Here is a 13,823-nt window from a genome sequence, read left to right as displayed (position 1 = left end):
CGAAGCGGACCGGATACCAAAGCAACTTGGAGAGAGGGTATTGCGAGTGAATATTTTTTACAGGCAGCGTGAAAATAATTCACTTATTCCGCTCCCCCCTTACTGCAATGCCGTCGAGCCCACTCGTAGATTCACCGGACCGGACCGATAAATTGGCAGTCAAGCCCTCACTTCATGCAGTTGCCCATGGGGAAATTCGATAAGGCCCGGCTGATGCGAAAGGACTTGTGCCGCATTTTGGCCAGCCTGTTCAAAACCGGTTTTCGAGGCCGCCAGTTGAATCCATGAACGCAAGGCACAACCGCAAAGCGATTTTCCTTCACCGTCACGCCGCACTCGGAAAGAATCCCCGCATGAAATTGGACGACGCACAGAAACGCCAAGTGGAGCAGTGGATTAAGCAGGGCCTCAAACTTTCGGAAATTCAGTCCCGATTGGGAAATGAACTTGGGCTAAGATTGACTTACATGGAAGTGCGGTTGCTGGTAGATGACCTAAAGCTGACGCCGGCAGATCCCGCCCCCCCCAAAGAGGAGATCAAACCGCAGCCACCAACTCCTCCGCCAAACAATCCTGCAAACAATTCACAAGACGCTAATGATAAGACAATTAGCAAACAGTCTCCCAACTATTCCGCCCAGGTTGCCGTGACCGTTGATCAAATCGCACGTCCTGGAGCGCTTGTGAGTGGAAAGGTCACTTTCAGCGACGGTCAGCAAGCCGAGTGGACATTGGACCAAACCGGCCGCCTCGGCCTTGCTCCGCAGCAGAAGGGATATCGGCCTTCAGCCATTGACGTCGAACAATTTCAAATCGGACTACAAAACGAACTGGCCAAGCTTGGCTTTTAAAACGAAGCGCAGGTGGTGATGTTACGGAACGCCCGCCTAATCCAAATCGTTGGCCGAAATACCGCAATCAGAAACAGCTTGGGGCGACATGCTCCCACGTCGCATCCAGACCATCACCAAACTGAGATCGGCCGGGGAAACTCCCGAGATCCGCGTAGCTTGACCAATAGTTTGAGGGCGGATTGCCGCCAGTTTTTGGCGTGCCTCCGTTCGTAACCCCGGCACGGATTCATACTGAAATGAATTCGGTATTTCCTTTTCTTCCAATGATTTAAACTTCTGGACCTCCGCCTCCTGGCGATCAATGTAGCCGGCATATTTCACGGCAATTTCCACCTGCAGAATGGCCTCGTCGGAAAGCGCGGCGTTTTGATGCGGTAAATCCGAGTAAGAAATCTCCGGCCGCTTTAGCATTTGCTCCAACGTATCACGCCCCACCCGCGTTTCGGTGAGGCGTTTCAATTCTCCCATAATAGCCGCCTGCTTCGTTTGAAACTGGACGAAGTTGCGATGAGAGAGGAGCCCAACCTCGTAGCCGATTTGCGACAGCCTCGCGTCTGCGTTGTCTTGTCGGAGCAACAGCCGATATTCGGCTCGGGACGTAAACATTCGATAAGGCTCAGTGGTGCCTTTGGTAATCAGATCGTCAATTAGGACACCAATGTAAGCTTGATCGCGTCGCAGGACGATGGGTAGCTTCGATTGACACAAGCGGGCGGCATTGATTCCCGCCATCAACCCTTGCGCGCCTGCTTCCTCGTAACCGGATGTTCCATTGATTTGCCCAGCCAAGAAAAGGCCTTGGCAACATTTGGTCTCAAGCGAGGGTAACAATTGAGTTGGAAAAGCAAAATCATACTCCACAGCATAGGCTGGCCGCATTATTTCGGCTCGCTCGCAACCTAGAATCGTGCGCACCATCTCAATTTGAACTTCGTATGGCAGAGAAGTTGAAAACCCATTGACATAGTATTCGTCCGTCGAAATCCCCTCGGGTTCCAAAAAGATCTGATGCCGGTCCTTTTCCGGAAATTTTACAATCTTATCCTCAATGGAAGGGCAATATCTTGGGCCAACACCCTCAATTACCCCCGAATACAGGGGCGATTTATCTAAATTAGCCCGAATGCAAGCCGCCGTTCGTTCGCTAGTAAATGTCACGTAACACGAAACCTGGCCACCATTCCGCTCAAGAATTGAATGTGGAGGATATTTTACTTTGGATCCGCAGTCATTCCCATTAGATGGTGCCGGTTGTTCCACGTGGAACAAATCATCCTTCCAAAAGCTAAAGTATGGCACGGGATCATCACCCTTTTGCTCTTCGATTTTGCCGAAGTCGATTGTGGACTTAAGTATTCTAGGCGGAGTTCCCGTTTTGAGTCGTCCAAGTTGTAAGCCCACTTCTTTGAGCGAATCGGATAGGTTCAAAGCCGCTGACTCGCCGGCACGTCCGCCAGATTGTTGATTGAATCCAATGTGCATCAAACCGCGCAGGAATGTGCCAGTCGTTACGACGACTGCTTTAGCGAGATATTGAACGCCTAAAGTAGTTTGAACGCCTTGAACCCGATCCGCCTTCCGCAAAATGTTTGCCGTCTGTGCCTGCTTGATATCCAAATTCGTTTGTCTCTCGCAAACCCACTTCAGGTAGAACTGGTAGGCTTTTTTGTCGGCTTGGGCACGCGGCGCCCACACTGCCGGGCCTTTTTTTGTATTCAACATTCTAAACTGTAAGCCATTCGTATCGATGGCTTTACCCATTTCTCCACCAAGGGCGTCAATTTCCCGCGCCAAATGACCTTTGGCCAGGCCACCGATAGCAGGGTTGCATGACATTTGCCCGATGGTGTCGAGATTGATCGTTAGCAATAGTGTCTGGCACCCAATTCTGGCCGCGGCCAAAGCGGCCTCAACACCCGCGTGCCCCGCGCCCACTACGATGACGTCGTATTGTTTTGGATAAACGAACATTTGAACTTTAGAAAATAACCACTGTTCGGAGCGGGCTTCAAATCCCGCTTTTGGAACACAGAACCAATGGCCAAAATACTGGTCACTTAATTCAACATGGCGGAGGCGCCGAAGGCAAGATGGATATGAATTATGGGCAAGGCTGATCAGGAATCGGAACATTTGGCTATCGCCCTTGGGCGATGCCTTGTAAGCGTCAGACTGCGATCATAACAGAAACCTCATTTCGAACTGCTCAGACCATCAAGTGAGATACGTAAGATTTTCGGAAGTTCTTTTTGTGGCAATTGTTTTGTCATACTTTACCATTGATCGAAATCGCAACCGTCTTGGTGCTCCCGAAACTTCTTCGCTTGTTGACATGCTTTGACCTGAAAAGGTGTGAATCGATTCAAGTAGCATTAAACCTATGCGACGCATTTCGCCATATTTTTTGTCATTCCAAAAGTTGAAACGACGAGTTCGGATTGGATTCGGTCTGACACAAAAGAGCAGAGCATGCGAGGGATCCTACAGTTTCGACCTGATGAGTCCCTCGCTTAAGACTGCTGGCTGTAAAATGCCAAGTTTTCCACCTTCGCCCTTCTCGATGCGTCCTTCGAGCGATTGGCTTGAGATTATATTGAATCGCTGAATGAGGGCGCTGCAAGGCCGAGAGCGGTTCAAATGGAGCTGAGCCATCAACTTTCGAAGTGAGCCCTTTACTCATCTGCTCTACATTGAGCTGCAATGGATAGTCCGATTATCGATTTGCACAGCGATGATTACTTTATGGGCGAGGCGTTGCGACAAGCCTTGAAGGCCTATGAAGCCGAAGAGGTGCCGGTGGGCGCCGTGGTTGTGCGCGACGGTCGCATCATTGCCCGCGGGTTCAACCAGGTCGAATTGCTTCGCGATGCCACTGCACACGCGGAAATGCTCGCCATGACGGCCGCGGAGGAGGCGGTTGGCGACTGGCGCTTGAATGATTGCACGCTCTACGTCACCAAGGAGCCGTGTCCCATGTGCGCCGGGGCCATCGTGCATGTGCGTTTTGGACGGGTGGTTTTTGGCGCAAGCGATCCGAAGGGCGGGGCGGCGGGCAGCGCGATGAACCTGCTCCAGTTTCCCGGCTTGAACCACCGGTGTGCCATCACTCCAGGCGTGCGGGAAGAGGAGTGCCGTCAGCTTTTGCTCAGCTTTTTTACGGAACAACGCGCCAAGAACCGGAATGGCAAGCTGCCGGGGTCGAATTAACTTCAGCTTCCGACCGGGGAACAGCCTTGGCGCCTCGTTGCCGAATTGTCACTCGCATTTCACCAGCCCGACGCTACCTTCCCCGCCTGCCTTATGTCGAAGCAGGAAACCAACGTTCCGCCGGAGCACTTTCTCAACCGCGAGTTGAGCTGGTTGGAATTCAACCAGCGCGTGCTGGACGAGGCATTGAATCCCGCCACGCCTCTGCTGGAACGCGTTAAATTTTTCTGCATCACCAGTTCCAACCTCGATGAGTTCTTTGAAGTCCGCGTGGCCGGTCTCAAACAACAGATCGAAAGCGACGTCGTGGAGCGCACGGTGGACGGCCGCACGGCCAGCGAAACCTTCCGGGCCGTGGCCCGCCGGGCGCTGGCCATGGTGGCGCAACAATACGAATGCTGGAATGAAGAGCTGGCGCCGGCGCTCCTGCGCAACGGCATCCGCTTTCTGAAGATGCCCGAGCTGCGAGCTGAAGACCTCGATTGGGTGGGCCGCTTTTACCGCACCGAAGTGTTGCCGGTGTTGACGCCACTGGGCCTTGATCCGGCGCATCCGTTCCCCCAGTTGTTGAACAAGTCCCTCAACATCGTGCTCGAACTCGAGACCCGGCGGGTGGACAGAGCCGAGAAACGGCTGGCGGTGGTGCAGCTGCCAAGGCTGTTGCCGCGCCTGATCAAACTGCCGCGCGAAGATGGCCGCCAGGACTATGTCTTCCTCGGTCAGATCATCAAACACCACCTGCCGGAGCTGTTTCCGGGCACACGAATTTTGGGGAGCTGGATGTTCCGCGTCACGCGCAACAGCGAGCTTTACATCGACGAGGAGGAAATCGCGAACCTGCTCAAGGCCGTGGAAAACGAACTCCACAACCGGCGCAAAGGCGACGCCGTGCGGCTCGAGATTGAGCAGGGCTGCCCGGGCGAGTTGACGTCCGCCCTGCTCCGCCGTTTGCGCCTCACGGACGACGACCTGTATGTTGTCAACGGCCCGGTGAATCCGACGGGCCTCATGCAAATCTGCCAGGGCGATCATTCGCCGGAGCTGCGCGACCCTCCCTTTGTGGCGCCGGTTGCGCCCGCCTTGCGCGGCAAAGCCGACGTGTTCGCCGCCATTCGTGAGCGCGACATCCTGCTGCATCACCCCTACGAAACGTTCAGCACGGTCGTGGAGTTTCTCGATAAGGCGGCGCAGGATCCGATGGTGCTCGCAATCAAGCAGACGCTTTATCGCACCGGCGGTGACACGCGCATCGTGGGCGCACTGATGAGCGCCGTGCGCAACGGCAAGCAGGTCACGGCGGTGGTGGAATTGCGCGCGCGGTTCGACGAGGCCAACAACATTCAGTGGGCGCGACAGCTTGAAGAAGCCGGTGTCCACGTGGTTTACGGACTCGTGGGTTACAAAATTCACGCGAAGGTTTCGCTCATCGTGCGGCGCGATCCCGACGGCATCCGGCGCTACGTGCACCTGGCCACGGGCAATTACAATGCTTCGACGGCCCGGCTTTACACCGACCTGGGCCTGCTCACGTGCAAGCCCGGCATGGGCGAAGACGCCACCAGCTTGTTCAATCTGCTCACGGGTATTTGCCAGTATCAAGGCTCGCAGAAATTCCTCGTCGCGCCGTTCGACCTGCACGAGCGAATGTTGCAGCTCATCGCCCGCGAGGCCGCCCATGCCCGCCAAGGTTTGCCTGCGCGCATCATTGCCAAGGTCAATTCACTGGTGGATGAACGCATCATCGCGGCCCTCTACGACGCGTCCCGGGCGGGCGTGACCATCGACTTGATCGTGCGCGGCGTCTGCTGTCTGCGCCCCGGTCTGCCCGGCGTGTCGGAAAACGTCACCGTGCGCAGCATCGTGGACCGTTTTCTGGAACATCACCGCATTTATTACTTCGAAAACGCCGCGCGCCCCGAGGTGTTTCTCAGCAGTGCCGACTGGATGCCGCGGAATTTCTTCCGGCGCATCGAAGTGGCCTTCCCGGTGGAGGACGGCGTCCTGCGCAGCCGCATCATGGATGAGATTCTCGCGGTGGCCCTTGCGGACAACGTCAAGGCGCGCCATCTGCAAGCCGACGGTGCCTACGTGATTCCGCCCAAACCAAGGAACACGCCGACGCGCCGGAGTCAGTTTGATTTCATCGCGCTAGCCCAGGGCGGCAGCCGCATCAACGGCAAAATCCCCGCCGGCCGGCATCCGCGTGTCCAGGTGCGCCGCAGCCCGCCAACCCCACGCCCGCGCTGAATTCGGCGACTTGCGCGGGCTTGATTCTTTCGCGACGATTCACGACGACATGCATCCGCAAGGATTAATCTTCGACTTCGACGGCACGCTCGCTGACACCATGCCCCTGCACTGGCAGGCATGGGAAATCATTGCGCAGCGTCACGGCTTCAACCTGACCCGCGAACGCCTCTACTCGTTGGGCGGCGTGCCCTCGCGCGACATCATCAAAATGCTCGCGTCCGAGCAGGGTCGTGCGGTGGATCACCTCGCCATTGCGAAGGAAAAGGAACTTGCCTTTCTCGCGCGCCTGCCGGAGGTGGAAATCATTCCCGAAGTAGTGGACATCGCGCATCGCCACCACGAAAAACTGCCCATGGCCGTGGCCACCGGTGGCACCCATCGCGTCATCGAGCAGGTCATGGAACACCTTGGCCTGCGCCGATTGTTCAAAGCCGTGGTCACCAGTGAAGATGTGGTGAACCAAAAACCGGCACCGGACATTTTTCTCGAAGCCGCCCGACGCATCAGCGTTGCGCCCAAACTGTGCCGCGCTTACGAGGACACCGACCTGGGCATGCAGGCCATCCGCGCCGCGGGCATGGAGGCGATTGACGTGCGGGACATTCTGGCCGGCAAGGTGGCGGCGTGAAGTGGGACGGTGCGGGCGGCCGCGCGGGGCTTACAGCACGACGAACTTCAGCTCCTGCACTTCGTTTTTGAAGAGCAGCTGAATCGTGTTCTCGTGAAACTGGATGTCGAGCGGACACCGCTTCTGCACGTGCTCCCAAAGAATCCGGCCGGAGCCCGCGTCGATACGCCGGATGCGCAGGAATGCGGGCGTTTCCAATCCCGTCGTCATTCCCAGTCCGTCCCCCTCCGGATCCGGACCGGGATTGGAGTCGGTGGTGAACAGGTATTGCTTCCACAAGTAGCAAATATGCTTCGCCCCGGTGCAGCTCCAGAGCGTTTTACCCGTCTTGGGATCGACCTTGAGAATCTCCGACAACGCCTGGTTGCTGATATCAATCTGCCTTGAATAGCGGATACTGTCCGGGCTCGCCGTGGTGGTGTTCACGTAAAGCATTCCCCTGTCATCGAACCACAGGCCGCTGATGCCCACGGACGGCAGGCGCCAGCGGGCCGCGCCCGTCGTGCGGTCAAATGCCGCCAGCGAGCCTTGATCAAAGATGTAAATCGTGTCGCTACGCTCAACACAAGGGCCGAGCCCGGAACTTTGCGCGCCGGGTTCTTCGGCGGCGTCCCACTCCTCCCAGTTGCCGTGCACCGGGAAATTGAGCGGCGCCTGCCAGAGTTTTTTGTTGGCGTGGTCCAACGCGATGGCCGTGGCTCCGGCCGTAAGGATGTCCACCGTCTGCAGGGGATAAAATGCCGGCGGCCCCGCGACTTCCCCGGTCCAAACCGGGACATCCTTGCCCGCGCGTTTCAGCGTCACGCGGTAGCGACTCTGGTCCTCAGTCACGGTGGACCCGCGGTCGCGCTGCATCTCGTTGAGCATTTCATTGGCCACGGCCATGGAATCGGCGGCGGACACGTTACCGTTGAGCGCCGATTTTTTGGGTGGTGCTTTCATGGCCTCACGCGTGACCATTTTGCGCTCCAGCAGCGTGCGGGTGAACTGCACCGGCCCTTCAGGAGTGGGAATCATCTGGGTGTCGTCCCATTCGGCAATGGCTTGGTCCAATTCCGTTGGTGGCGTCGGCTTGGCGCCCGAGGTGCCCGCCATTTCGGCCGCCAGTTCCTGCTGGTGGCGCGCGTTGGCCAGCAACGCCGGCAGGGCAACCTTCGCGGCGAAGGACATGTTTTCCGTCTGGGCGGCGATCCGTTGCGGATCCAGCGGCGTGCTGGGACGGGCCGCAGCATTGGCGGCCACCACTTTTGCGGTCGTGGCCGACACCCGGGCGGATGACGCCCGACTGACTTTGGTGCCGGCCCGCGTGGATCGATTGGTCGCCGCCGTCAGCAGTTCAACCAGCTTTGGCGGCAGCGGTTTTTCGATCGTAGTTTTGGAGCTTTCACCGGTCACCAGATTGATGTGCAGCGTGGTTTCGCTGGTCAGATCCTCGCTGGGCTCGGTGAGGAGCAGTTCGTTCCCTTCGCGCCGCATTCCAAGACCTGCGCCCGCGAGCTTGATGGTTTGCGCGGGTTTGCCGGTGTCCCATTCGTAACGCGTCAGCGAGTCGCCCGAGAGCACCCAGACGTTCTGGCCGGCCACCACCAGCTTCAATCCCTCAATGGCGCTCTCCACCAGCTCATCCACGATTTTGTCGAGCGGCGGGATTTTGAAATCCTCCGGATCTTCGGCCGTCGCGTTGTAACGATCCCGGGCCTTTTCGAGCTGCTTGATGGTTTGTTCGGCTTCCGGAACAAACGTCTTGCGATCCACCAGCGGCAGGGACCAGAGCTGGCGCTTCGATTTCAGGTCGATGCGACCCAGGTCCGCACCGTGGAGAAACACGAGTTGATCCGTGCCTGCGAGCCGGACTTCGCCGGCGCTGACCTTGTTGGGAAAGCTCATTGCAAATGCCACGTTGGGCACCGACCCAAACCACGCATACCAAAACCAGAAGCCAGCCAGGAGCGCCACCACGCCGCCTACGCTGCCGGCCACCAAGCCCGTCTTCCGCCAACGCCGGGCCTCGACCGCGCTCTTCTGCTGCGCGTAAACCGGAATGTCCAGCTTGCGTGCCTCGGCCTTGCTGCGGCACAGCGGTGAACACACGTAGCCAAACAACGCCATGCAATCCGGACACATTGCCTTGCCGCACACCAGGCACTTGTGCGCGACGAGCTTGCCGGGGTGCTTGAGGCAAAATTCCTTGCCCGGAGACGCGTCCAGCGCGGGCGTGGCGCTGGCCGGCGCCGACGAAGCCAGTGCAACGCGCATTGCCGGTTTGCCCGGCATCGGCGGCGGCACGGGTGGCGGCGCCGCGGCCGGTCGGGGAACGGGCGCAGGCGCGGCGCCAGACACTCCCAATTCCTGCCGGATGAGCTGGTTTACCATGGCTGAACTGTCGAGTCCGCAGTTCGGGCAGATGAACTGCACCGGATTCGTCGCCATGCCCGGCGTGACGTCGAACGCGACCTTGGTCCCGCAACTGCACTGGATCTTCATGCGTTTCAGGATTTGGGATTCAACAGCGTCACGTTGGTCGGCCACGCGATCACGAACGGCGCCTTGGGGCCGGAAGATTCCGTATGACCGTCCGTGAACAGAAAATTGCCCCCGTATTTGTGGTGATTATTGCCTGGTGGTTTGCCATCGGTGGAAAACACCGGCGCGCCGGCTGGCTTGGGGAGCGTGTTGATCTGTCGGTCGCTCATCAACAGAGCATTGGCATCGGAGGTTTTGCGGCCCTTGAAATAGGCGTAACTGATCCGGCGGTCCGCGAATGATTCGCCGTTCGGCAGCGCCTTGTCCTTGCTGCCCGGACAGATGAAATCTTCCGAAGCCACAGTGTAATGCGGCACCAGTTGCGCCAGCGGCACCTCGCTGGTGGCCGCATCCGCCGCCTCGGGCAACGCGCCGTCGTGTTCCTTCCCATAGATGTCGAGGGCGAGGTAGATGTTCTGGAGATTTTTTTCGCAGGCGCGCTTCTGGGTCTGCTGATGACTGCGCGAGCCGAAGCCGTAAAGCATCACGGACATGATGAGGATGAGCGTCAGCGTAATGAGCATCTCAATGAGCGAGAAGCCGTCAGCCGAAACAACGCGCCGACCATCCGAGAACTGCGGGGAGTTCATACCGTAATCTTGCCACTCGAACCGCCGCTGGCAATGGCATTTCCCGCCGCGGCCGCGCGCCCGGCACGTTCACTTTTGGAACGGATCGTTGGGCGCGTGCAATACGCCCTGCGGACTGGCGGGCGGTTCGTTGGTCTTGGGCGTCTTGAAGGCCGAACGCAGCAACCAATGATGTTTGAGTCCCTGCACGAATTCGTCGCTATGCAGGATGACGTCGGAAACTTCCTGCACGAGATTGCTGTTGCCCTGGACCTGCGCATTCAGGTTGCTGGTGATGTTGGCCAGGCTGTCGAGCGACCGGCTGAGTTCCGCAGCCAGTTGCGCGAGATTGGTGTCGGTGTTGGCGAGCAGCACGTTGGCGTTGGTCAAGGCGGCGCCGAGCTGCGCGGCACCGCCCGGCGGCAATGCCCATTCGCCCAACGCCCCCGGGCCCCGCAACTGCGCCGACAAGCTGGCCAGATTCTCCGCGGCCGGCCGCGCGCTGACGGCGACGAGGTTGAGGTTCGAGGTCGCGTGGGCGGAATTCTCGAGCACCTGCGCCAGCTGGTTGGTAAGTCGCAGCACGTTGGGCAGCGCGGTTTCAACCTGATTGATCACGGTCTCCAGGCGTTCGGTGACGGCGGGCGATTCAGCGGGCTCGAGCCAGTAGGGTTTGGCCTCGGCCAGGCCGCCATAGAAATCGGCCTGGTTGGTGGCGGCCGCGTGGTTCAGTTGCGCGAGGGCGGTTTCCAACGACGTTTGCTGGTCCTGCAAATCCTTGAGCTGTTGACGCAGGTATTTTTCCTTGAGCACGCCCACGGCCACCTTGTTGGTGTTTTCCGCCACGGTGGGAAGTCCTTGCCGGCCCTTGGTCACTTCGAGCATGCGATTGCCCAGGAAGTCCGCGCCCGCGACTTTCACTTTCGAATCGCTCCAAATGTAACCGAAGTAAGGCGCCTTCACGCGAAAGTAGATCGTCACGCCATAATAATCCCAGGGTCCGTTGGCCTCGATGCGCGTGATTTCGCCGACGTTGAACCCCATCAACATGACCGGGTCGCCCTGTTTCAATCCCGTGGCGTTGGCCAGGGAGGTCTGGTAATTGATCTTCTGGATGAACCACCCTTTGCGCGCGGCCGTCTGGTAGATGTAGTAGCCAAAGCCGAAAACCAGCAGCGCCGCGGCCAGCAACACAAACCAGCCGACCGCCCGTTCCATCCGGCTCAGGCGGGTGCGCAACTGCGGTGTCAGATCTTGCAGGGCCATTATGGGTTTGCCCGTTGGCGGGGCGTTGTTGGAGGGAACGGTTTCAAATCCGCGGGCCGGGGTCAAATGTTCGTCACGGGCGGCGTGCGCAGTTCCCGCACGAGCGGATGCTCCGAACGCTCCACCGCCGCCCAATCGCCGAGGGGATAAAAACGGCGATGCTCAAGCAGCGCGAACTGGCGTGCGTGGCCCTGCCAGTCGTGCAGATTGGCCGTCGTCACCACCAAGGTCACCGGCCGGCCGCCCAAGCCGGGATGGCCATGCGAAAGCTGATTCAAGAACTGGAACCACCAGTTCTGCTGACGCAAATCCAGCCCCGCCAGCGGGGCATCCAGCAACAACACTTCCGGCTGAAGCACCAGCGCCCGGGCCAAAGCCGCCCGCCGCGCCCAGTTGCGCCCGATGACGCCGGGCAAACGGTGGGCGCAATGCCCAAGCTCCATGAGTTCCAGCAGGGCGGCCACGGCCGCCGCCGCTTCCGCCGCCGCCCAATTCCGGTGATATTGCAAGGGCAACGCGATGTTTTCGGCCACGGTCAACTGGCTGAACAACCGTCCGCCCTCGAAGACGAGTCCGATTTTCAAACGGTGCGTCAGTTGTTCCTCGGCAAAGAGCGGCATGGTCTGGCCCAGAAACTCGTAGGCGCCGCGCTGGGGGGCCATCACGCCGCCGGCCAACATGAGCAGGTCGCTCTTCCCCGCGCCGTGCAGCCCGGCCACGCACCAGAAATCGCCGGCTTCCACCCGCCAGTTGACCTGTTCGGCCACCACCGTTTGCGGATCGCGCAACGAGGCAAAGGCAACGTCCTGCATGTCGATGACCGGATTCCGCGGCGCACAGGCCTCGGGCGGAGTGGAGGTGGATTGAACCGGGGTCATGCCGTGGCGAGATAGATGATGATGAACACGGCATCAATCAACACGCAGGCCACCACCGTCTGGGCGACGGCCCGCACGGTGGCCCGGGAGATTTCCTCCAGCCGCAACGGCTGCGCCAGGCCATGGTAACACGTGACCATGGCGATCAAGCTGCCAAACGCAACGGTCTTGAGCGCCAGCAGAACGAAATCAATCCAGCTCAGGGACGACGCGAGCTGCGCGAAATACTGGTCCGGTCGCAACGGCACATCCTGCAAAAACGCCCACACGTAACCGCTGAGCAGCGCCCCGATGATGAGGTAAACCGTCAGTGCAAACGTGCCCAGCGCCATGCCGACCACACGTGGCACGACCAAGTAATGCACGGGATCAATGCCCAGGGCCTCCAGCGCCTCCACTTCTCCGGTGGCGCGCGCCGTGCCCAGTTCGACCACGTTGGCGGTGCCCACCCGGGCCAGCACCAGCAACGCCGTAATGAGCGGTCCCAATTCGCGCACGACCACCACCACCATCACGACACCGAGATAATTGACGGCCCCCACGCGCGTCAGCCAGGACACCGCCTGACCAATCACCAACAAGCCCAAGGCCGCCGCCAAAAACAGGAACATTGGCAGCAGCCGGACGCCCGAACGCAGCACCTCCCGTCGGATCAAGGGCCGGATGACCTGCGCGGCGCGGCCAAATTGGCTGAGCATGACGCCCAGTGTAATCAGCGCGAATGCGCCAATGCCCCGCACGGTAAAGAGGAATCGAAAAAATGCCCGCCCGATGCGAGGCGCGGCGGCCCTCGACGAAGACATCCGTAAGGCCAGGCTCGTGGCCGCGGCGGAAGGATGGGTGGATGGGGCGTCGTTCACAGGATTTGAGAGCGCATCATGCCGCGGGGTTTTTAGCAGCTTCCAGCGGCGGACGACAGCGGAGATTGTCGCGGGCGGCCAAGGTTCAGGTCAAAAAAAGCGGCGGGAGTCACCTCCCCAGATGACTCCCGCCTTACCATCAACCAACCAACCAACCAAAGTGGCTTCTGCCTGACAAAATGGCGCGTCCGCCAGACAACCGAACCAGCGCACCGTGGGGCAGACAACGCATGAACCTACCCAACTCCCCGCCTACAGCCTACCTACCCAAAGGGGTAATTTTGCGCTAATGGCTGGCGGCTTCCAAATGCCCGTAGCTCAGGCCAAAACCGATGGGAAAGAGCGGTGGCTGCTCCGTCATCGCCAGCACCGAGGTCTGCGCGTTGTCGCGCGGCCAGGCCCGGGGGAGCTTGCCGGTGGGCGCGTAACGGCCCAACAAAACGTCCGCCACACCCGAGCCCTCCGTGCCGGGCAGCCAGGCTGCAACGAAGGCGTCGCTGGTGGTCAGGGCATCTCCAAGCACCAACGGCCGGCCCGAGAGCAACACGGTCACAACCGGCACTCCCGTCCGTTTGGCGGTCTGCACCAATTCCACATCCGCTGCGGGCAGGTGCAGGTCACTGCGATCCCCTTTCATTTCCGCGTAAGGTTGCTCGCCAATCACCACCACCACCGCGTCGGCTCCGCTGAGATTCGCGCCATCCGGGGAATAATCGACCGTGACGCCGGGCGCCACGGACTGGCGAACGGCCTGCAAAATCGTCGTGCCGCGGGTGACGTTGCCGGTG

11 protein-coding genes are annotated in these 13,823 nt (G+C 59.5%); 4 read left to right on the top strand and 7 right to left on the bottom strand.

Features of this window, described 5'->3' with window-relative positions:
* Nucleotides 1-353: 353 nt before the first annotated feature.
* Nucleotides 354-851 (top strand): hypothetical protein, encoded by a 498-nt coding sequence (locus VFV96_16160; GenBank protein HEU5071939.1) that lies wholly within the window; start codon nt 354-356, stop codon nt 849-851.
* Between the two features lie 36 nt (nt 852-887).
* On the opposite strand, the gene VFV96_16155 is transcribed toward VFV96_16160, so the two are convergent.
* The gene (locus VFV96_16155; GenBank protein HEU5071938.1) at nt 888-2,825 is read right to left on the bottom strand and encodes a tRNA uridine-5-carboxymethylaminomethyl(34) synthesis enzyme MnmG; all 1,938 of its coding nucleotides are present in this window, start codon (nt 2,823-2,825) and stop codon (nt 888-890) included.
* A gap of 729 nt (nt 2,826-3,554) precedes the next feature.
* Here VFV96_16155 and tadA point away from each other — a divergent pair.
* From tadA to VFV96_16140, 3 genes are all read left to right on the top strand, one after another.
* Nucleotides 3,555-4,061, top strand: coding sequence for a tRNA adenosine(34) deaminase TadA (tadA, locus tag VFV96_16150; GenBank protein HEU5071937.1), 507 nt, complete (start codon nt 3,555-3,557; stop codon nt 4,059-4,061).
* Between the two features lie 93 nt (nt 4,062-4,154).
* Nucleotides 4,155-6,308, top strand: a complete 2,154-nt coding sequence (gene ppk1 / locus VFV96_16145) for a polyphosphate kinase 1 (protein ID HEU5071936.1) — start codon at nt 4,155-4,157, stop codon at nt 6,306-6,308.
* A gap of 49 nt (nt 6,309-6,357) precedes the next feature.
* A complete protein-coding gene (locus tag VFV96_16140; GenBank protein HEU5071935.1) occupies nt 6,358-6,939 on the top strand; it encodes an HAD-IA family hydrolase in 582 nt (193 codons plus the stop codon).
* 30 nt (nt 6,940-6,969) lie between these two features.
* On the opposite strand, the gene VFV96_16135 is transcribed toward VFV96_16140, so the two are convergent.
* From VFV96_16135 to VFV96_16110, 6 genes are all read right to left on the bottom strand, one after another.
* Complete coding sequence (locus VFV96_16135) at nt 6,970-9,423, bottom strand: PQQ-binding-like beta-propeller repeat protein (GenBank protein HEU5071934.1); 2,454 nt, start codon at nt 9,421-9,423, stop codon at nt 6,970-6,972.
* Between the two features lie 5 nt (nt 9,424-9,428).
* Entirely contained in the window at nt 9,429-10,052 is a 624-nt protein-coding gene (locus tag VFV96_16130) for a type II secretion system protein (GenBank protein ID HEU5071933.1), read from the bottom strand.
* Nucleotides 10,053-10,121: 69 nt separating this feature from the next.
* The gene (locus VFV96_16125) at nt 10,122-11,297 is read right to left on the bottom strand and encodes an MlaD family protein (GenBank protein HEU5071932.1); all 1,176 of its coding nucleotides are present in this window, start codon (nt 11,295-11,297) and stop codon (nt 10,122-10,124) included.
* 62 nt (nt 11,298-11,359) lie between these two features.
* Nucleotides 11,360-12,175, bottom strand: a complete 816-nt coding sequence (locus VFV96_16120; protein ID HEU5071931.1) for an ATP-binding cassette domain-containing protein — start codon at nt 12,173-12,175, stop codon at nt 11,360-11,362.
* A complete protein-coding gene (locus VFV96_16115; protein HEU5071930.1) occupies nt 12,172-12,873 on the bottom strand; it encodes an ABC transporter permease in 702 nt (233 codons plus the stop codon). Before VFV96_16115 ends, VFV96_16120 begins: the two co-directional genes overlap by 4 nt.
* A 448-nt stretch (nt 12,874-13,321) precedes the next feature.
* A partial coding sequence (locus VFV96_16110) for a glycoside hydrolase family 3 C-terminal domain-containing protein (protein ID HEU5071929.1) occupies nt 13,322-13,823 on the bottom strand: 502 nt, incomplete at its 5' end.

It is taken from the genome of Verrucomicrobiia bacterium (genome assembly GCA_035765895.1).
GTDB lineage: Bacteria > Verrucomicrobiota > Verrucomicrobiia > Limisphaerales > DSYF01 > DSYF01.
This window is presented reverse-complemented; position numbering and strand designations above follow the sequence as displayed.

Excerpts from the sequence above, each read along its gene's own strand:
- VFV96_16160 (HEU5071939.1), top strand. The coding sequence starts at position 354 with ATGAAATTGGACGACGCACAGAAACGCCAAGTGGAGCAGTGGATTAAG.
- VFV96_16155 (HEU5071938.1), bottom strand. The coding sequence starts at position 2,825 with ATGTTCGTTTATCCAAAACAATACGACGTCATCGTAGTGGGCGCGGGG.
- tadA (HEU5071937.1), top strand. The coding sequence starts at position 3,555 with ATGGATAGTCCGATTATCGATTTGCACAGCGATGATTACTTTATGGGC.
- ppk1 (HEU5071936.1), top strand. The coding sequence starts at position 4,155 with ATGTCGAAGCAGGAAACCAACGTTCCGCCGGAGCACTTTCTCAACCGC.
- VFV96_16140 (HEU5071935.1), top strand. The coding sequence starts at position 6,358 with ATGCATCCGCAAGGATTAATCTTCGACTTCGACGGCACGCTCGCTGAC.
- VFV96_16135 (HEU5071934.1), bottom strand. The coding sequence starts at position 9,423 with ATGAAGATCCAGTGCAGTTGCGGGACCAAGGTCGCGTTCGACGTCACG.
- VFV96_16130 (HEU5071933.1), bottom strand. The coding sequence starts at position 10,052 with ATGAACTCCCCGCAGTTCTCGGATGGTCGGCGCGTTGTTTCGGCTGAC.
- VFV96_16125 (HEU5071932.1), bottom strand. The coding sequence starts at position 11,297 with ATGGCCCTGCAAGATCTGACACCGCAGTTGCGCACCCGCCTGAGCCGG.
- VFV96_16120 (HEU5071931.1), bottom strand. The coding sequence starts at position 12,175 with ATGACCCCGGTTCAATCCACCTCCACTCCGCCCGAGGCCTGTGCGCCG.
- VFV96_16115 (HEU5071930.1), bottom strand. The coding sequence starts at position 12,873 with ATGCTCAGCCAATTTGGCCGCGCCGCGCAGGTCATCCGGCCCTTGATC.